14 protein-coding genes are annotated in these 18,113 nt (G+C 52.6%); 8 read left to right on the top strand and 6 right to left on the bottom strand.

All coding sequences use genetic code 11. The features are described 5' to 3' along the window. Positions 1–5: 5 nt before the first annotated feature. On the bottom strand, positions 6–413 hold the full coding sequence (msrB, locus tag AWR27_RS20915; protein WP_077132983.1) for a peptide-methionine (R)-S-oxide reductase MsrB: 408 nt from the start codon (positions 411–413) through the stop codon (positions 6–8). A 92-nt stretch (positions 414–505) separates the two neighbouring features. Here msrB and AWR27_RS20910 point away from each other — a divergent pair, with 92 nt between their 5' ends. Both AWR27_RS20910 and AWR27_RS20905 read left to right on the top strand, forming a co-directional pair. Next, the gene (locus AWR27_RS20910) at positions 506–2,431 is read left to right on the top strand and encodes a RecQ family ATP-dependent DNA helicase (protein ID WP_077132982.1); all 1,926 of its coding nucleotides are present in this window, start codon (positions 506–508) and stop codon (positions 2,429–2,431) included. 191 nt (positions 2,432–2,622) lie between these two features. Beyond that, on the top strand, positions 2,623–4,215 hold the full coding sequence (locus AWR27_RS20905; RefSeq protein WP_083732927.1) for a cryptochrome/deoxyribodipyrimidine photo-lyase family protein: 1,593 nt from the start codon (positions 2,623–2,625) through the stop codon (positions 4,213–4,215). Here AWR27_RS20905 and AWR27_RS20900 read toward each other — a convergent pair. The 5 genes from AWR27_RS20900 to pdhA all read right to left on the bottom strand — a co-directional run bounded on the left by AWR27_RS20900 (position 4,204) and on the right by pdhA (position 8,384). After that, positions 4,204–4,974: a hypothetical protein gene (locus tag AWR27_RS20900; protein ID WP_077132981.1), complete on the bottom strand. Its 771-nt coding sequence runs from the start codon at positions 4,972–4,974 to the stop codon at positions 4,204–4,206. The genes AWR27_RS20905 and AWR27_RS20900 overlap by 12 nt on opposite strands. 22 nt (positions 4,975–4,996) lie before the next feature. Next, the gene (locus AWR27_RS20895) at positions 4,997–5,875 is read right to left on the bottom strand and encodes a DUF4097 family beta strand repeat-containing protein (RefSeq protein WP_157579281.1); all 879 of its coding nucleotides are present in this window, start codon (positions 5,873–5,875) and stop codon (positions 4,997–4,999) included. Between the two features lie 95 nt (positions 5,876–5,970). Then, positions 5,971–6,597 (bottom strand): hypothetical protein, encoded by a 627-nt coding sequence (locus AWR27_RS20890; protein ID WP_077132979.1) that lies wholly within the window; start codon positions 6,595–6,597, stop codon positions 5,971–5,973. A 14-nt stretch (positions 6,598–6,611) separates the two neighbouring features. Then, the gene (locus AWR27_RS20885) at positions 6,612–7,172 is read right to left on the bottom strand and encodes an RNA polymerase sigma factor (protein WP_077132978.1); all 561 of its coding nucleotides are present in this window, start codon (positions 7,170–7,172) and stop codon (positions 6,612–6,614) included. A gap of 150 nt (positions 7,173–7,322) precedes the next feature. Next, positions 7,323–8,384, bottom strand: a complete 1,062-nt coding sequence (pdhA, locus tag AWR27_RS20880) for a pyruvate dehydrogenase (acetyl-transferring) E1 component subunit alpha (RefSeq protein ID WP_077132977.1) — start codon at positions 8,382–8,384, stop codon at positions 7,323–7,325. Between the two features lie 156 nt (positions 8,385–8,540). Between pdhA and recF the strand changes: the two genes are divergently transcribed. The 6 genes from recF to AWR27_RS20850 all read left to right on the top strand — a co-directional run bounded on the left by recF (position 8,541) and on the right by AWR27_RS20850 (position 18,105). Continuing rightward, positions 8,541–9,638, top strand: coding sequence for a DNA replication/repair protein RecF (gene recF / locus AWR27_RS20875; RefSeq protein WP_077132976.1), 1,098 nt, complete (start codon positions 8,541–8,543; stop codon positions 9,636–9,638). 173 nt (positions 9,639–9,811) lie between these two features. Continuing rightward, positions 9,812–11,182, top strand: a complete 1,371-nt coding sequence (locus AWR27_RS20870) for a glycoside hydrolase family 140 protein (RefSeq protein WP_077132975.1) — start codon at positions 9,812–9,814, stop codon at positions 11,180–11,182. Between the two features lie 185 nt (positions 11,183–11,367). Further along, entirely contained in the window at positions 11,368–12,027 is a 660-nt protein-coding gene (locus tag AWR27_RS20865; protein WP_077132974.1) for a TetR/AcrR family transcriptional regulator, read from the top strand. Continuing rightward, positions 11,969–13,378: a TolC family protein gene (locus AWR27_RS20860; RefSeq protein ID WP_077132973.1), complete on the top strand. Its 1,410-nt coding sequence runs from the start codon at positions 11,969–11,971 to the stop codon at positions 13,376–13,378. Before AWR27_RS20865 ends, AWR27_RS20860 begins: the two co-directional genes overlap by 59 nt. A gap of 53 nt (positions 13,379–13,431) precedes the next feature. Continuing rightward, complete coding sequence (locus AWR27_RS20855; protein ID WP_077132972.1) at positions 13,432–14,562, top strand: efflux RND transporter periplasmic adaptor subunit; 1,131 nt, start codon at positions 13,432–13,434, stop codon at positions 14,560–14,562. A 105-nt stretch (positions 14,563–14,667) separates the two neighbouring features. Beyond that, on the top strand, positions 14,668–18,105 hold the full coding sequence (locus AWR27_RS20850; protein ID WP_077132971.1) for an efflux RND transporter permease subunit: 3,438 nt from the start codon (positions 14,668–14,670) through the stop codon (positions 18,103–18,105). The last annotated feature ends 8 nt before the right edge of the window (positions 18,106–18,113 follow it).

The raw sequence follows: 18,113 nt of genomic DNA, 5'->3' as shown, positions 1-18,113 counted from the left end.
CCTGGTCAGGCCGGATCAGCGGTGCGTTTCAATACCAACGCTACCGAATTCAGACAGTAGCGCATACCGGTTGGCGGTGGGCCATCGTTGAAAACGTGCCCCAGATGCGCATCGCACACATTACACAGCACCTCGATCCGAAACATGCCGTGGCTGTAATCTTTTTCCAACCGAGTACGTTCGTCGTCGATAGGTGCCGTAAAGCTGGGCCAGCCTGTTCCCGACTCAAATTTAGTAGTTGACTCGAATAATTCCGTACCGCAGCATACGCATCCGTATAAACCGGGGTCGTGCGCTTCGCAATACTCGCCCGAATAAGGCCGTTCGGTGCCTTTGGTACGCGTTACGCGGTATTGCTCCGGGGTGAGCTGCTGCCGCCACTCCTCGTCGGTTTTGTTTATCTTCTGGAGCATGGTTATACTGGTTGGGTGATAGATTATAAACGTAAACGAGCCTTCGCCCGATTTGTCTTTCGAGGCTGTAAATTTGCAGTACTTTATTACTCATGACAATTCGCCAGATACTTCAGCAATTTTGGGGTTATACCGCCTTCCGGCCCATGCAGGAAGACATAATCAACACCGTACTCGAACGGCACGATGCGCTGGTATTGATGCCCACGGGCGGGGGCAAATCGCTTTGCTTTCAGGTGCCCGCGCTGGCCCTGCGGGGCGTATGTATTGTGGTAACGCCCCTGATCGCGCTCATGAAAGATCAGGTCGAACAATTGCGTCGGCGCGGTATTCCGGCAGCGGCCATCTATTCCGGGATGCACTACCGCGAAATCGATACGATATTAGACAACTGTATCTACGGGAACACCAAATTTCTGTATCTCTCGCCCGAACGGTTACGCACTGAAATCGTGATCGAACGCGTGAAGCTGATGCCGGTTTGCCTGCTGGCTGTCGACGAAGCGCACTGTATTTCGCAGTGGGGCTACGATTTCCGCCCGCCGTACCTGAAAATTGCCGAGTTCCGCGAACTCATTCCCGATACGCCCGTAATTGCCCTCACGGCCTCGGCTACGCCCGACGTGCAGACCGACATTGTCGATAAGCTGGCGATGCGCCCCGCCAACGACGGGCAGGTGCGTATTTTCCGGCAGACGTTTGCCCGGCCTAATCTCTCCTATTCAGCCGTTCTGGAAGAAAATAAAGAGGAACGACTACTAAAAATCCTGAACAACGTGCCGGGCAGCGGCATTGTGTACGTGCGCAGCCGCCGACAAACACAGCAGGTGGCGCAGCTACTGCAAGGGGCGGGCGTGGCCGCCGATTTTTACCACGCGGGTCTGACCACTCAGCAACGTGCCGATAAGCAGGATGCCTGGATTCAGGATCAAATTCGGGTGATGGTAGCAACCAACGCGTTCGGTATGGGAATCGACAAACCCGACGTGCGCGTGGTGGTGCATCTCAACGTGCCCGACTCGCTCGAAGCCTACTACCAGGAAGCGGGTCGGGCCGGGCGCGACGGGCAAAAAGCATACGCCGTTATGCTCTACACGCCTGCCGATCTCGACAGTCTGCGGTTCCGTACCGAGCAGATGCATCAGCCGGTGGCGATGTTGCGCCGGGTATATCAGGCGTTGGCAAATTATACCGCCGTGCCGCTGGGCGGGGGCGAGTTTGCCAGTTATGATTTCGACATGGGCGCGTTTACGGCTACTTTCAGTCTGCCTGCTCAGGAAACGCACTACGCCCTGCAACAGCTTCAGTTGGAAGGGCTTATCCAGTTAAATGAACAATATTTCCACCCGTCGCGGCTAACGATTCTGCTCGATAACCGGCAGTTGTACGAGTTTCAGGTCATGAACCCCAAGCTCGACCCGTTTCTGAAACTGCTGTTGCGAATGTATGGAGGTGAGTTGTTTACCGATTTTGTGACCATTCAGGAATCGGCACTGGCGCGGGCGTATATGCTGAACCAAAGCGAAATAGAAGCCATGCTGACGCAGTTGCACCAGCGCAACGTAGTGATTTATGAAAAGCAGAAAGACAAACCGCAGCTAACGTATCTGACACCCCGGCTCGATGCCCCTACCCTACCCATCGACATAGCCGAGCTGAACCGGCGTAAAGAACTGGCACAGCGCAAAGTGCAGGCCGCCATACTCTACACCGAACACCCAACGCAGTGCCGCACACGCCTGCTGCAAGCTTACTTCGGCGAAAAACCCGGCGACGCCTGCGGTATCTGCGACAACTGCATCAAAAAGAAAAAGAGTGCTGACCGAGCTACGTCGGTTGTGCGCGAACAGGTGCGCGATTATGTTGCGCTCGCCAACGGGCCGGGCGTTTCGCCAAAACAGCTATCGCATTATTTCGCTCAGACCGACGCCGACACGCTGGCGCAGACGGTTCAGCAGATGCTGGCAGAAGAAGAAATCCGGTACACTAAAACCGGCAATCTGACACTAAATGGGTAGTTGTTGAATAAAGTAGTCTTTTTATCCACATTTTGCTCAATTTCACCAATGTTATCCACAATTAATTGTGGATAACATTGACGTCTGAAACAATTTCAGAGAATGGTGCCTTTCGTAAATGGGCAACTACGCGTCCCGGACTACGCGTCCCGGACTACGCGTCCCGGAATTAATTCGTCCGCTTACGAAACGTGATAATTTCTTCCATCAACATTCTCTGGTTTAAACGCGATTTGCGTCTGCGCGATCACGCGCCCCTACAGGCCGCTATCGAAGCCGGGAAGCCGCTCCTGCTACTGTATTGTTTTGAACCGTCGGTTATGGCCGACCCAAACTATGATTTGCGGCACTGGCGATTTGTGTACGAATGTTTGCAGGATTTAAACCGGCAGTTATCAGGCCATGTAGTGTCGCCCAAAAGCGAACAGACATCTACCCACGAATGGCTTCCTTTTGTTTTTGACGACGAACCGGCTATTGAACCCGGCATGGCTGGGCAAGCCCACGTTTGGGTATTTCGGGGCGAGGTGCCCGATGTGCTGCGGGCATTACACGAACGCTTCACTATCGACACAATCTTTTCATACGAAGAAACCGGCCTGCGCGTGACCTACCACCGCGACAAAGCCGTAGCCGCGTTTTGCCGCCAACAGGGCATCGACTGGCGCGAATGGCAAAGCAACGGTGTTATTCGGCCCCTGCGCGACCGGGAATCGTGGGCAACCGACTGGCAGAAAACCATGCGTGCGCCCCAACAACACCCTAACTTCAGCCATTGGCAACCGGCCCACCTGCCCGACGATTGGTATAACAACCACCGAGGCCCCGACCTGCCCGCCGACTGGCAGCAGCCTAACCCGCTGTTTCAGCCCGGTGGCGAGTACAACGCGCACCGGTACATGGATAGTTTTCTGCATGAACGCATTACGCTCTACGCCCGCTCCATCTCGAAACCACTCGAAAGTCGGCGGGGGTGCAGCCGGTTGTCGCCCTATATTGCGTGGGGGTGTCTAAGTATTCGGCAGGTGTTTCAGGCGCAATTGCTGGCGGCAAAGAATCCGGCCCTGCCGGGACTGGGGCGGCAGTTCGGCGCGTTTGCATCGCGGTTACGCTGGCACTGTCATTTTATTCAGAAATTCGAGAGCGAAGACCGCATCGAGTTCGAGAACGTAAATCGCGCCTTCGACGCCATCGCGAAAAACCACAACCCCGACCTGTACGCGGCCTGGCGCGATGGACAAACGGGCTACCCGCTCGTAGACGCCTGTATGCGTTGTCTGACCGCAACGGGCTATATCAACTTCCGAATGCGTGCCATGCTGACCTCGTTTCTGACGCACCATTTGTTGCAACACTGGCAGGAAGGTGGCTGGCACCTCGCCCGGCTCTATACCGACTTCGAGCCGGGTATTCACTATGCCCAGATTCAGATGCAGGCAGGCATGACCGGCACCAACACCGTGCGTATTTACAACCCCGTAAAACAGTCGCAGGACCACGACCCGCAGGGTGTTTTCATTCGACAGTGGGTGCCCGAATTAGCCAACTGCCCCGTTGCCTACATCCACGAACCCTGGACAATGCCTCTGCTCGAACAGGATATGTACAATTTTCACGTCGGCATCGATTACCCCGCTCCCATCATTAACATTGCTGAAACCGCCCGCGCAGCCCGCGTGAAGTTGCATCAGCCCCGCAAAACCGAAACCGGCCAAACCGAAGCAAAACGAATCTTGAAACGACACAGCATCCCGCGTTCGGAACCTAAAAAATCACCAGCCTAAGCCGATGAGCGCGTTGATTTGGAGGGAAGTTCGGGTGCCAGATCCACCCGTGAAAATGATTTCAGGCCCAGCATTGATATCGAAAAACCCTGATCTGCCAAGCCGCCGTTGTATGCCGTAACCTACCAGTATGCGCGGCTGAGGATCACCCAGCAAATTATCGCGAAATGAATATCTCCGTCTATCTTCAGTTAATCGGTTGTATACCTCACCATCGCCAAATTGCAGGAACGGTTCAGAGACCTGCGCTGCGATATAGTTTGCAGAAAAATTATTCGCTGAAAGCCCTTTTCTCATTCGTGCAAGGAGGTTGTAATAGTAACGAAATCCGAGTCTGGCACTCAGTTCTATATCTCGTCCCCATTCAAGACGGTCGTAATAGGTCGAGGTGGGTGGTATTCCGGGAACTGGGTTTATGAGTTTTGTTATTCTATATGTTTCATACCGAGCTAATCCAGTTACGCCAGCCACGAATGAAAGTGCCGGAGTTATTTTTTGCTCTATTGAAACGTCAAGGTTGAGACCAATGCCGAATGTCCGATTCTCATACGTTGGACGGCGGTCTGTTGAAGGCCAAAACCCCAGCTTGATCAACGTCTTTTCCTCCACGTCGGCGCGGGTGATGTAGCGAACGAGCCGTTTGAACTCCGAAGCCGAAACTGCCGGGTCTTCGGTTGTGTGTTCAATGCGGGTGCTGTCGGTGGTTTGGGCATTCACGGCACAGGAACAGAGCAGGAAAAACAATAGAGTCGGTTTCATAGTGATGAATTTATAGGAGTGTTTATCGGTCAACGAGCGGTTTTTCGCCCTGAATGACCACGTTACCATAACTATTTTGAATTTGAATTTCCGGTTTGCGTGTCCCCGGTGGCTGGTAGGTGAAGGTCTGTTTGCTGCCTAATTTGCTTACCTCGCCTGCAACGGATTCGGGTACGCGGATGTCGGCAAAGGTTGTAATGACGTCGTACCGGAAGTCTGACACGCGCCGGGTGGCTACCAACACGTCGGTTCGGGCCGCTTCGACCGTCAGGCTACCGAGCGAAGGAATGGGCAACAGGGTGAGTTTGCCGTATCGGCTTTTGATGTTGACTCGCCCGGCGAGGTCGCGCAGGGTTACGTCGGCTTTTTCGGCCCGGAGGGTCAGTTGGGCATCGAGGTTGCGCCCGTCGATGTCGCCGTAGTCCGAAACAACTGTCAGCTTACCGCCGATGTCTTCAAGTATCAGCTTGCCAAACTCAAATTTCAGGTTGGTATCACCCAGCAGATCGGTCAGTCGCAAATCACCGAAGCTGTTGGTAATGGTCAGCAACGCTCTGGCGGGCACACTGACCTCGTAAATGGCCTTTAACTGCCCCTGCAATCGGCCCGCCCGCTGCGGAATCACAAAGCGGTTCGCCAGTTCGATTTCGTTCTGATTGGCTTGCAGCGTGTATTGATGATACGCCACCTCTCGCTCAGCCACGGCACGGTCGGGGTGTTTGGCAACGAGCCGGAGTTTTACCGAAACGGCTGGGCGGTTCCATCCTTTCAGAATTATGTCGGCCTTCTGAGCTGCCAGCCGGATGCGCTGCCCGTCGGTATACGGAATTTCCTTCTCCACTACCTTCGTTACTACCTGCACGGGCGTCTGGGCAGAAGAGAGTGCAGCAAAAAAGAACAAACGCAGAGCCAACAGAGATATCCGCAGAGAACGCTGAGTTCTTCTTTGCGGTCTCTGCGTAATCCTCTGCTTCCCTGCGTTTAAACGAACTATTTTCATGAGCGTAGGCGTGTTATGAGTTCTTTGGTCACTTCGGCGCGTTGGTTTTCGAGTTTCACCTGCGCCCGCACCAACGCGGGGTCGTCACCAAAAATTTGCCGTTCGTTGTCGAGTCGCTGCGCTTCTGTTTTCAGTTCATCTAATTGCACCCGCAATTCATGCACTTCGGGCCGATTGCAGACCAACGCCTGTTCGGCGCACTGCTGCGTGATGAATTCTTCGGCCCGGCGGTCGGCATCGGTGGCGGTCTCTGCCGACGCACCCGACCAGTTGGTGCTGGTTTCAACGGCGTATTCGATGCGCTCATTGGCCGAATTTGTGGGTCGCCAGAACAGCCAGATACCCACCAGCACCACGCAGGCCGCTGCCGCCATTCCTGCCCAAAGAGGCTGCACGTTCCTAAACAACGGCCATCGTTTGGCCTCCGTGGCCGGATGCACCACCACCCGCCCGGCTTCATTGTTCAGTTCGGCGTCAATACGTTCCCACAAATCGGCTTGTGGCGCAAACAGGGGCAAATCGCCCACCGCACGCGCCAGCCGTTCGTCGGTGTCGAGGTCGGCTTCGATCCGGTGCCAGAGGTCCGGGTGTGGTTCATATTCAGGCAGTTGAGGGTAGCTCATCTCAAAAATTCTGTTTAATCCCGTAAATCCCCACCAATCCTGGTTCTGATTAATTTCTTCGCATAACTCACCTGCGACTTCGACGTACCTTCCGCGATACCGAGCATCTCAGCAATCTCTTTGTGGCTGTAGCCCTCTACTTCGGCCAGCAGAAACGCCGTTCGCGCACCATCGGGCAGGGTTCGGATAACAGCGTCTAACTCGGCTCCGGTTACTGTATCGGGCAGGGGCGCGGGCTGATCATGTATTGCTTCATCGATGGTTTCGAAGCGACTTTCCAGCCGATGCTTCCGAATAGCCTGCCGCACCACAATCGTTTTAATCCAGGCTCCCAGCGTTGACCGAAACGCGAACTGATCGAGGTTTCGGAATACGTCTACAAATGCGTCCTGCAAAGCATCATTGGCATCGTCGTAATTATTGGTGATGCGATACGCGGTCGAAAACATGGCCCGCTTATACTGCTCGAACAACAGCCGCTGCGCCGTGCGGTCGTGCTGACGACAGCGTTCGACCAGTTCGGCGGTCCGGCGTTCCGATTCGGGTATGTCGGGCGTGTTTGCCAAGCGAAACATGCAGTTTTCAGTTGCTTCGTGCTAAAGGGTAAACAAACAGGCAAAAGGTTGGAAAAGCACGTAAAATGTATAAAGCCTGACCATTGGGCCAGGCTTTATACTGTGCGACTTACCGATATTTTGGAGGGTATTACCTCTCACACACCACCACTATTCTTTCAGAAACGGATAATCCTGCTGTACATACACATCTTTGTACGCTTCTTCGGCAGGTGGGTACGGCGATTCTTCGGCGAATTTCACCGACTCATCAACGATGCCTTTAATTTTCTGATCGATGGCTGTTAGCTCTTCTTCGGTGGCAATACCGCGCTCCAGAATCCGGGACTTAACCATCTCGATAGGGTCGCGTTGTTTGTATTGCTCCACTTCTTCTTTGGAACGATACTTCTGCGGGTCCGACATCGAGTGGCCCCGGTAGCGGTAGGTGCGAAACTCAAGGTATGTTGGGCCTTCGCCAGCGCGGGCGCGTTCGGCAGCGCGGCTAACGGCTTCGTGAACGGCTTCTACATCCATGGCATCGACCGGCTCCGAAGGCATGTCGTAGGCTTCGCCGATGGTGTACAATTCGGTTACGTTGGAGGTGCGGGCTACTGATGTTCCCATGGCGTAGCCATTGTTCTCAACCACGAAGATGACGGGCAGTTTCCAGAGCATCGCCATGTTGAAGGCTTCGTGCAGCGCACCCTGCCGAACGGCTCCATCGCCAAAGAAACAGATGCAGAGATTCTGGGTCTTGTTGTATTTTTCGGCGAAGGCAATGCCTGCCCCCATCGGAATCTGCGCACCCACAATACCATGCCCACCCACAAAATTGACTGACTTGTCGAAAATGTGCATCGACCCGCCTTTGCCTTTCGACGAGCCGGTTTGCTTGGCGAATAATTCGGCCATTACCGCTTTCGGGTCAGAACCGAGGGCAAGCGGAATGCCGTGATCGCGGTAGGCCGTAATCCACTTGTCGTCTTTGGTCAGGGCCGAGTAAGAACCCGACGAACCGGCTTCCTGCCCGATATAAAGGTGGCAGAAGCCCCGGATTTTTTGTTGACCGTAGAGCTGCCCCGCTTTTTCTTCAAACTTGCGTTGCAACTGCATCGACTCGTACCAATACATGTACCGCTCTTTAGGGTGCTGGGTTTGAGCCGGAGCCGGAGCTTTGCCGTTTTGTTTTACCGGCGCAGAGGCCGGGCTTTTCTCTTTGACGCTTGCCATGAGGATGTATTCTATTGAGTCCGTACTTCGGTCGGGCTACCGCATTACCGTTAACCTAACAAACCGGCTATATCTTTGTTGCGGAATGACTGGCTTATACCCTGTCATAAACCAAAGCTGCTGCGAAATTACGCATTCTGCCGGTATTCAATAGCTATGCATCTCGAAAAGCTGAGCCTGACTAATTTTAAAAACTACGAAGACGCACGCTATGCGTTCGGGAGGCAGGTGAACGTAATTGTTGGCCCAAACGGCAGCGGCAAAACCAACCTCTTAGACGCCGTTTATTTTCTATCGCTCAGCAAAAGTGCCTTTCAGAATCAGGACGCTCTTACTATTCAGCATGAAGCCGATTATTTTATTATTGACGGTATCTTCGAGGAGTCGGAACACCATCATACGCAGATTACGATTAGCCTGCAACGCGGTCAGCGTAAGGTACTTATGGCCGATAAAAAACCTTATGAACGCGTCAGTGAACACATTGGACGATTTCCGGTAGTGTTGATGGCACCCAATGATACCGACCTCGTGCGCGATCATTCGGAAGACCGGCGTCACTTTTTCGATGGTGTTCTCTCCCAACTCGACAGTGCTTATCTGCGCGATTATTTAGCGTATCAGCAGGTGCTGAAACAGCGTAACAGTCTGCTGAAACTATTTGCCGAGCGAAATCAGGTCGATAACGATTTATTAGATACCTACGACGAGCCGCTACTGGAAATCGGACAGCGGATTCACGACCGGAGACAGCAATTCATAATCGAGTTTTTGCCTGATTTTCAGTCACATTACGCCTACCTGAGCGACGAGCGCGAAGCCGTGAACATTGTTTACGAATCGGAGGTGAGCAACCCCGATTTTGCCGCCGAGTTTCGGCACTTTCGTCGGCGGGATACGGTGCTGCAACGCACCACAATGGGCGTACACAAAGACGACTATAGTTTTTTGATTGGCAGAAACGACCCGGTGCCGCTTAAAAAATTCGGGTCGCAGGGACAGCAGAAAACGTTTGTAATTGCCCTGAAACTCGCCCAATTCGACCAACTCGAAGCAACTAAAACCGTTAAGCCTATTTTACTTTTAGACGACATCTTCGACAAGTTAGACGACCATCGGATTGGCAAGCTGATTCAGCGCATGGATGCGGGCGCATTCGGCCAGATTTTCGTTACTGATGCCCGTCCCGAACGCACCCGCGAACTGCTACGTCAGGTGCGGGCCGAGGTACGTTTTTTTGAGATTGGCAGTTGAGTTGGAGTTATTACACAGAGATTCGCGGAGGGAAAATGAGATTCACAGAGCAAAGGCAGCGTTAAACAGAACCTAAGTGAATCTCATTCTTCTCAGTGAGTCTCTGTGTCACAACACATTGACCATATTGTCTTTGCTAATTAGAATTCGCGTCAACCGTGCTTCTTCACGGTATGAAAAAAGCACTCTTCCTCAGTGCGTTGCTGGCCGTTTCGGCATTGGCAATAGCGCAAAAACCATTCGCGAACGGCCCGCTAAACGTTTCAGAAAACAGGCGGTATATTATTCAGGCCGACGGAACGCCGTTTTTCTATATGGGCGATACGGCCTGGGAATTGTTTCATCGCCTGAATCGCGAAGAAGCCGACCGATTCTTAAAACGCCGGGCCGAACAGGGTTTCTCAGTAATTCAGGCCGTTGCACTGGCCGAATTCGATGGGCTGAAAGAACCAAACCCTTACGGCGACGTGCCTCTGCAAAACGACGACCCAACAAAGCCGAACGAAGCCTATTTTAAACACGTCGATTACATTGTTGACAAAGCGGCTGAAGTAGGCTTGGTCATTGGATTTTTACCAACCTGGGCCGATAAGGTTTTTAAAGACCGGTGGGGAAAAGGGCCGGAAATCTTCAATCCGCAAAATGCCCGCACCTATGGCCGCTGGCTGGGCGACCGCTACAAATCGCGCAAAAATATTATCTGGATTCTGGGGGGCGACCGCAACCCCCGCGATGGTTCGCTGGATGCAGCCACTTGGCGGGCAATGGCCGAGGGCATTCAGGAAGGCGTTGGCGGGGCCGACAAAGCACTGATGACTTTTCACCCACAACCAAATTCTGTTCAGGATGGGGGCGCATCGAAGTGGTTTCAGGCCGATAGCTGGTTCGATTTCAACATGCACCAGAACGGCCACTGTCGCGATACGCCCGTGTATGACCACATCACCACGAGCTACAACCGTACACCTACCAAACCAACAATGGACGCCGAACCGATCTACGAAGATCACCCGGTTTGTTTCAATGCCAAAGAGCTTGGCACCTCCAATACACTCGATGTCCGTAAGGCAGCTTATTTAAACCTGTTTGCTGGCGCGTTTGGTCATACCTATGGTTGTCACGACATCTGGCAGATGTACAGTGCCAGCCGCCCGGCAGTCAACGGTCCGCACGTATACTGGCCCGAAGCGATGGAATTGCCAGCCGCCAATCAGATGAAATACGTTCGGCAGTTGATGGAGTCGCGCCCGATGCTGGAACGCGTTCCCGACCAGTCGCTCATTGTAGAAAATAACCTCGGCCCGGCAGAACGCATTCAGGCTACACGGGGCAAAAATTATGCATTTATCTATGCTGCTACGGGTAAGCCCTTCACAGTGAACATGGGTAATATTACGGGTAAGTCGGTCAAGACAACCTGGATGAACCCACGCACTGGGGAAATGAAAGATAATGGCACCGTGCCGAATCAGGGGCAGCAGAAATTTACGCCCCCCAGCAGCGGCTACGGTCAGGATTGGGTGCTGGTGCTGGATGGCGTATAGAAAACAGTGAACGCTGAGTACATAAAGTAAGCCAAAACGCCCGATGAAAACCGTTTCGTCGGGCGTTTTGGCGGGTTCGCACCAATATCTCAACCGTTCATCATAAATATTAGAAAATACTTAAGGAAACTGCGAACCTTTGCGAAGTTTCCTGAGTTTAACTTATAAAAGTACAAACCTTAGGAATGAAGGAACGAATTTTATCGGAGGCTGAACGGCAATTCTGGAAGTACGGTGTACGGTCGGTAACAATGGAAGACATTGCCCGTCAACTCGGCATTTCCAAGAAAACCATCTATCAGCATTTCACTGATAAAGAAGACATTTTATACCAGGTGCTCCAGGAGCGAATCAACGAGGATCACCTGGAAATGGACTGTATGGCTAACGAAGCGCATAATCCAATCGAAGAACTACTGCTGGTTCTGGATATGATGCGTAAGAAACAGCAACAGGTTAGCCCTAATTTGTTGATCGACATCAAGCGGCATTATCCGCAGGCGTTTGCCTTATTCAGGCAGCATATGGACCAGCATATAATGAAATCCATTCTTGAAAATATACAAAGAGGCATTTCGCAGGGCTGGTACCGAAAAGACATTAACGCCACCATATTGGCCCGAATGCGGGTCGAGCAGATTGAACTGGCGTTTAACAACGATTTCTTCCCAGCGACCCAGTATACCATGTTCGATATTCAGCACGAACTGATCCATCATTTTGTGCGGGGTATGCTCACGGAAGAAGGTTTTCGATTCTACAATCAACTTGTTAATACACGTAATCATGAGAGTAAAGAATACCAGCCAGATAGTGTTGGTCTGCCTACTCACGCTACTGAGTAGTCTGGAGCCGCTACTGGCTCAAACATCCAACCGACAAAGCTTCAGCCTTGAAGAGGCTGTGCAGTTTGCCACCCGCGAAAACATAAACGTGCAGTCGTCCCGCTTAGATGCGGTGAGTGCCGATGCCCGTATTAAGGAAGTAAAATCGGTTGCATTGCCACAGGTGAACATTGGAAGCCAGCTTACCTACAATGCCATCATCCAGCGGTTTATTTTACCTGCCGGTGGCCTTGGCGGTCCAGGGTCGGGTACGGCAGCGAGCGGCACACAGCCCGAAAGCGGAGCCGTGCAGGCGATTCCGTTTGGCGTGAATTTCCAGGGCAACGTTCAGGCCACCGTGAACCAGCTTCTCTACGACGCTTCGTATAAAGTGGGTTTGAAAGCCGCTTCTACCCTGCGCGAACTGAGCCAGAAAAACATTACGGCGTCTAAAATCAACGTGGCCGAGCAGGTAACGAAAGCCTATTACAACGTGTTGGTCAGCGAAGAACGCATCAAGCTGCTCGATTATAACATCGGTCGGCTCGATACGCTGCTGAAAGAAACGCAGGCCATGAACAGGCAGGGATTTGTCGAGAAAATAGACGTTGACCGGCTGGAGGTTCAATCGAATAACCTGAAAGCCGAACGGCAGAATGTACAGAATTTAGTGGGGCTGAGCTATGGCCTGCTTAAATTTCAAATGGGCCTGAACCAGTCTGACGAGATTGTACTGACCGACAAAATCAAGGAAGCAGACCTGGATGAACTGGAACGGTCGGTGGCCTTCACGCCCATCGCCGATTATGCCCAGCGAATAGAGTTCTCGGCCTTGCAAAGTCAGATCGAACTGGCTGATCTGGATTACCAGAATATTGGCAAGCAGTATTTTCCGAAAGCTTTGTTGTCGGCAACGTATGGGCACAACAACGGTCGTAACAATGTGGGTGATTTTTTCACGACTAAGTGGTTCAACTCGGCAGCATTCAATTTACAGTTTCAGGTTCCGGTCTTCGACGGTTTTCAGAAACGATACGCTGCTCAGCAGAAAAAGATAGCCCTTCAGAAAGCCCAGCTTGGGGGCGATTTGCTGAAAAAGTCCATCGACTTGCAGGTGAAGCAGGCGCAGGTTGCGATTCAGAATAATCTGCAAACGTTGCGAACTCAGAAACGGAACCTTGATCTGGCGCAGGAAATTCTGCGGGTAACGCGCATCAAGTACAAAGAAGGCGTTGGGTCGAACATCGAAGTGCTGAATGCCGAAACGTCATCGCGTGAAGCGCAGACCAACTATTTCGCATCGCTGCTCGACTTTATGCTCGCCAAAGTCGATCTCGACAAAGCAAACGGAAAATTGTATGCTGGCAATTGATGGATTTTGCGCCAGTAGACATAATGACAACCTAATTGATTCAACCACCTGAAATGAAAGCATATTACGCTATTGCCCTGATCGCGAGCCTGTTGACGGCTTGCTCGGCAGAAAAGAAAAACGATTTACAAAGTAAGAAAGACGAACTGGCCGAACTGAAATCGCAGCAGGCCGAGTTAACGACTAAAATCAAAGGCTTAGAAGCTGAGGTAACAAAACTCGATCCGAAGAAGGCTGAGGCCGTTCGGGTGAAAGATGTGGTTGTTGCCCCGGTGGCTTCAACTACGTTCCGGCACTTTGTAGAATTACAAGGCACTATCGACGCCAAAAACAACGTACAGGTGTCGCCTAAGTCGGGCGGGGCCGTAACGGCGGTGTATGTGGTCGAAGGCTCATCGGTTCGGGCCGGACAGGTGATGGCCCGGATTGACGATCAGATTCTGCGCACCTCGCTGGAAGAGATTAAAACGCAGTTATCGCTGGCCAATACGGTTTACGAAAAACAGGCGTCGCTCTGGAAACAGCAGATTGGTACGGAGATTCAGTACTTACAGGCCAAAAACAACAAAGAGTCGCTGGAACGCCGATTGGCAACACTGAACTCGCAACTGAGTCAGTCGAGCGTAACGGCTCCCATTTCTGGCGTGGTCGATAAAGTATTTGCCAAAGTAGGGTCGTCGGCGGCTCCGGGTATGCCCATGTTTCAGGTGGTGAACCTGTCGCAGTTGAAGGCGGTTGCCAAAGTAGCCGATACGTATGCGGGTAGCGTTCGCAAAGGCGACCCGGTGATGATCGAGTTTCCTGACGTAAAGAAGAAACTGAACTCCAAGATTTCGTTCGTTTCAACGACGGTCGATCCAATGAGCCGAACCTTTACCATCGAGGCTCCCCTACCCGCCGATAATTCGCTGAAACCGAATATGCTGGCGCAGGTTAAGATCAACGACGTGAACAAATCGAATGCCATCGTTATCAACGAAAACCTGATTCAGAACACAGAAAATGGGCAGTTGGTGTATGTGGCCGTAACAGAAGGCGGGAAGAAGGTAGCGAAGGCCCGGAAGGTAGCAACCGGCCAAAGCTACGGCGGACAGATTGAGATTACGACGGGCCTACAGGCTGGCGATCAGTTAGTGACGCAGGGTTATCAGGAGTTAACCGACGGAACACCTATCAATTTTTAATGATGGAACACAGATTCAACGGATTATACAGATTTACACTGATTTTAAAACTATCCGTGTTAATCCGTAACATCCGTTAAATCCGCGTTCCATCCTTCCAGTATTATGAAAGCAGAACACATTAAAACCCTCGGCTTTACCAACTGGTGCGTAGAGAACCGGACGGCGATTTACATCTTCACGTTCATCATTACGCTGGGCGGTTTGCTGGTGTATAATAACCTCCCGAAAGAGCAGTTTCCCGACATCAAGGTGCCAACCATCATCGTGCAGACGGTGTATTTTGGAACGGCACCCGCCGATATCGAGAACACGATCAATAAGCCGATTGAGAAGCAGATCAAGTCGATTTCGGGCGTGAAGCGGGTGAAATCCAACGCATTGCAGGATTTCTCGCTCATTACGGTCGAGTTCAACCCTGACGTGCAGACTGGCGAAGCCTTGCAGCGCGTGCGTGATGCTATCGATAAAGCCAAACGCGATTTGCCCCAAAAGCTTGACGATGGCCCCACGGCGCAGGACGTTAACTTCTCGGAGTTCCCGATCATGAACATCAACCTGGCGGGCAATTTCTCGCTCAACCAGTTGAAAACCTACGCCGAAGACATGCAGGACGCCATCGAGGCCATGCCCGAAATTAGCCGGGTAGACATCGTAGGGGCGTTGAAGCGCGAGATTCAGATCAACGTCGACCTGCCCCGGATGCAGTCGGCGGGTCTGGCTTTCTTCGATATTCAGCAGGCCGTTCAGGGCGAAAACGTGAACGTGTCGGGTGGCGATTTGAACGTCGATGGTGTTCGGCGGACGCTGCGGGTAAAAGGCGAATTTTCGGACGTGCAGGCACTCCAGAATCTGCAAATCCGCACGGCTACGGGCGCAACGGTTCGCTTAGGAGACATTGCCGACGTGCGCGACTCGTTTGAAGAACAGCAGGATTTTGCGCGGCTCAGTGGCAAAACCGTTGTTACGCTGAACGTAATCAAACGCGCTGGTGCCAACCTGATTGCCGCGTCGGACCGCATCGAAAAAACCATCGAAGAATACAAAGCTGAACGCTTTCCGCAGGGCTTAGACGTAACCGTAACCGCCGACCAATCGGAGCGGACGCGGGCCGAACTACACGACCTGGTGAACACCGTTGTGCTGGGCTTTATCTTCGTAGTGCTGGTACTGATGTTCTTCATGGGCATACGCGACGCCATTTTCGTGGGGTTATCGGTGCCGCTGTCAGCGTTGGTCGCATTCGTGATGATGCCCATCATTGGGCCGGTAGTGGGTGCGGCTTTCACGCTGAATACCATCGTGCTGTTTGCGTTCCTGCTCGGGCTGGGGCTGGTGGTCGACGACGCCATTGTGGTGATCGAGAATACGCACCGGCTGTTTAATCAGCATAAGGACTGGGACATCAAGCAGGCCGTAAAAGCGGCTGCCGGCGAGGTATTCGTGCCGGTACTGTCGGGTACGCTCACGACCATTGCGCCGTTCTTCCCGCTGTTGTTCTGGCCGGGCATTGTGGGCGAGTTTATGAAGTTTCTGCCGCTCACGCTGATTTTAACGCTGTTTGCATCGCTGTTTGTGGCCTATGTTATGAACCCTGTCTTTGCCGTAACGTTCATGAAGCGACACGACGAAGAGCATGGCGATGCAGCCGATACAAGCTTCAACACCATTAAACGGCCACTCATCATTATGACCGCGCTGGCGGGCGTGGGCTATGTGATTGACCGAGGCATTGGCAACCTGTTCGTGTTCTTCATCGCACTGTATGTTTTCAACCATTACATTCTGACGCCCCGCATCATTGTGCCGTTCCAGAATAAATGGTTGCCCAAACTGATGCGCGGCTACCGTAGCCTGATTTCGTGGATACTCACGGGCTGGCGTCCGGTGGGGGCTATTGCCAGTATGTTTGTCCTGCTTGTTCTGACGTTTGTGATGATGGGCATCGTTCAGCCGAAAGTGATTTTCTTTCCGAGCGGTGATCCCGACTACGTATACGTCTACAATGTAATGCCCGTTGGCACCGACGCCCGCATAACCGACTCTGTTACGAAGGTCATTGAGCAGCGCGTGTTCAAGGTGCTGAAAGATGAGAAAGCCGAAGACATGGTAAACTCGGTGATTGCCAACGTCGGTAAAAACGCCGGAGACCCCTTCAACCCCGACCGCAACGCAACACCGCAGAAATCGAAAGTAACGGTGGCCTTTGTGAAAGGTCAGGACCGGGGCGGGCGTTCGTCGGCGGAGGTGCTGGAGAAAATCAGAGCATCCGTACAGGGCATTCCCGGAACCGAGATTTCAGTAGAACGCGAAGCAAACGGCCCACCAACGGGTAAACCGATTGCCATCGAAATTGCGGGCGAAGAGTTTTCAGAGTTAACGAAACTCGAAAAAAACCTTCGTCGCCAAATTCAGCAGGCAGGCATCGAAGGCATCGACCAGTTGAAATCGGACCTGATTACCAACAAGCCCGAAATCACGGTTAATATCAACAAAGAGAAAGCGCAACGCGAAGGCATCTCAGCGCAGCAGGTGGCGTTCGCGATTCGGACGGCTCTGTTTGGCACCGAAATCTCGAAATTCCGCGATGCAAAAGATGAGTACCCAATTATGGTGCGGCTCAAGCAAACCGACCGTAGCCAGATTGAGCAGCTCCTGAGCATGAACATCGTGTATCGCGACATGAATTCGGGGGGTCAGTTGCGGCAGGTGCCCATCTCGGCGGTGGCCGACATCAACTATTCGACCACGTTTAGCCAGATTAACCGCAAGAATCAGGAGCGGCTCGTAACGCTCAGTTCCGACGTGGTGCCGGGTGCCAACGCCAACATCATTAACCAGCAGATTCAGCAGGTTATCGATCAGATGGAGATTCCGAATGGCTATACCGTAAAACTTGGCGGTGAGCAGGAAGATCAGCAGGAATCAGCTACGTTCCTTTTCGGAGCATTTGGCGCGGCCATGTTGTTGATCTACCTCATTCTGTCGACGCAGTTTAACTCGGTCGTGAAACCGCTGATTATCTTCTTCACCATTCTGCTGTCGCTGATTGGCGTATTGCTTGGCTTCATGATCACGGGCAAGACATTCTCGGTGATTATGTCGGGCGTGGGGATTATCGCGCTGGCAGGTATCGTGGTGAAAAACGGTATTCTGCTCATCGAATTCATCGACGAGTTGCGTGGGCGGGGTGTACCGCTCCGCGAAGCGATTATTGAAGGCGGTGCTACCCGTCTGACGCCCGTATTGCTCACGGCGTCGGCGGCAGTACTCGGTCTGGTACCGCTGGCAACCGGCCTCACCATCGACTTTGTGGGCCTGTTCCGCGATCTGGCTCCAAACGTTATCGTAGGTGGCGACAGTGCTGTATTCTGGAATATTCTGGCCTGGACCATCATCTACGGCCTGACGTTCAGCACCATCCTGACGCTGGTAATTGTACCCTGCATGTACTGGGTCAATGAGCGGATTCGGATGAAATGGTTTGGCAAGAAAGACCCGGCTTTAGAAATGAAGCGCGAAGAAGAGCCGGAATTAGTGTAGCGGTTTAA

The organism is Spirosoma montaniterrae (assembly GCF_001988955.1).
GTDB lineage: Bacteria > Bacteroidota > Bacteroidia > Cytophagales > Spirosomataceae > Spirosoma > Spirosoma montaniterrae.
The sequence above is the reverse complement of the archived record's forward strand: the minus strand, read 5'-3'. Positions and strand labels throughout refer to the sequence as shown.

What these genes read in the sequence shown, in the direction of transcription:
- msrB (WP_077132983.1), bottom strand. Translation starts at nt 413, where the DNA reads ATGCTCCAGAAGATAAACAAAACCGACGAGGAGTGGCGGCAGCAGCTC.
- AWR27_RS20910 (WP_077132982.1), top strand. Translation starts at nt 506, where the DNA reads ATGACAATTCGCCAGATACTTCAGCAATTTTGGGGTTATACCGCCTTC.
- AWR27_RS20900 (WP_077132981.1), bottom strand. Translation starts at nt 4,974, where the DNA reads ATGAAACCGACTCTATTGTTTTTCCTGCTCTGTTCCTGTGCCGTGAAT.
- AWR27_RS20890 (WP_077132979.1), bottom strand. Translation starts at nt 6,597, where the DNA reads ATGAGCTACCCTCAACTGCCTGAATATGAACCACACCCGGACCTCTGG.
- AWR27_RS20885 (WP_077132978.1), bottom strand. Translation starts at nt 7,172, where the DNA reads ATGTTTCGCTTGGCAAACACGCCCGACATACCCGAATCGGAACGCCGG.
- pdhA (WP_077132977.1), bottom strand. Translation starts at nt 8,384, where the DNA reads ATGGCAAGCGTCAAAGAGAAAAGCCCGGCCTCTGCGCCGGTAAAACAA.
- recF (WP_077132976.1), top strand. Translation starts at nt 8,541, where the DNA reads ATGCATCTCGAAAAGCTGAGCCTGACTAATTTTAAAAACTACGAAGAC.
- AWR27_RS20870 (WP_077132975.1), top strand. Translation starts at nt 9,812, where the DNA reads ATGAAAAAAGCACTCTTCCTCAGTGCGTTGCTGGCCGTTTCGGCATTG.
- AWR27_RS20865 (WP_077132974.1), top strand. Translation starts at nt 11,368, where the DNA reads ATGAAGGAACGAATTTTATCGGAGGCTGAACGGCAATTCTGGAAGTAC.
- AWR27_RS20860 (WP_077132973.1), top strand. Translation starts at nt 11,969, where the DNA reads ATGAGAGTAAAGAATACCAGCCAGATAGTGTTGGTCTGCCTACTCACG.
- AWR27_RS20855 (WP_077132972.1), top strand. Translation starts at nt 13,432, where the DNA reads ATGAAAGCATATTACGCTATTGCCCTGATCGCGAGCCTGTTGACGGCT.
- AWR27_RS20850 (WP_077132971.1), top strand. Translation starts at nt 14,668, where the DNA reads ATGAAAGCAGAACACATTAAAACCCTCGGCTTTACCAACTGGTGCGTA.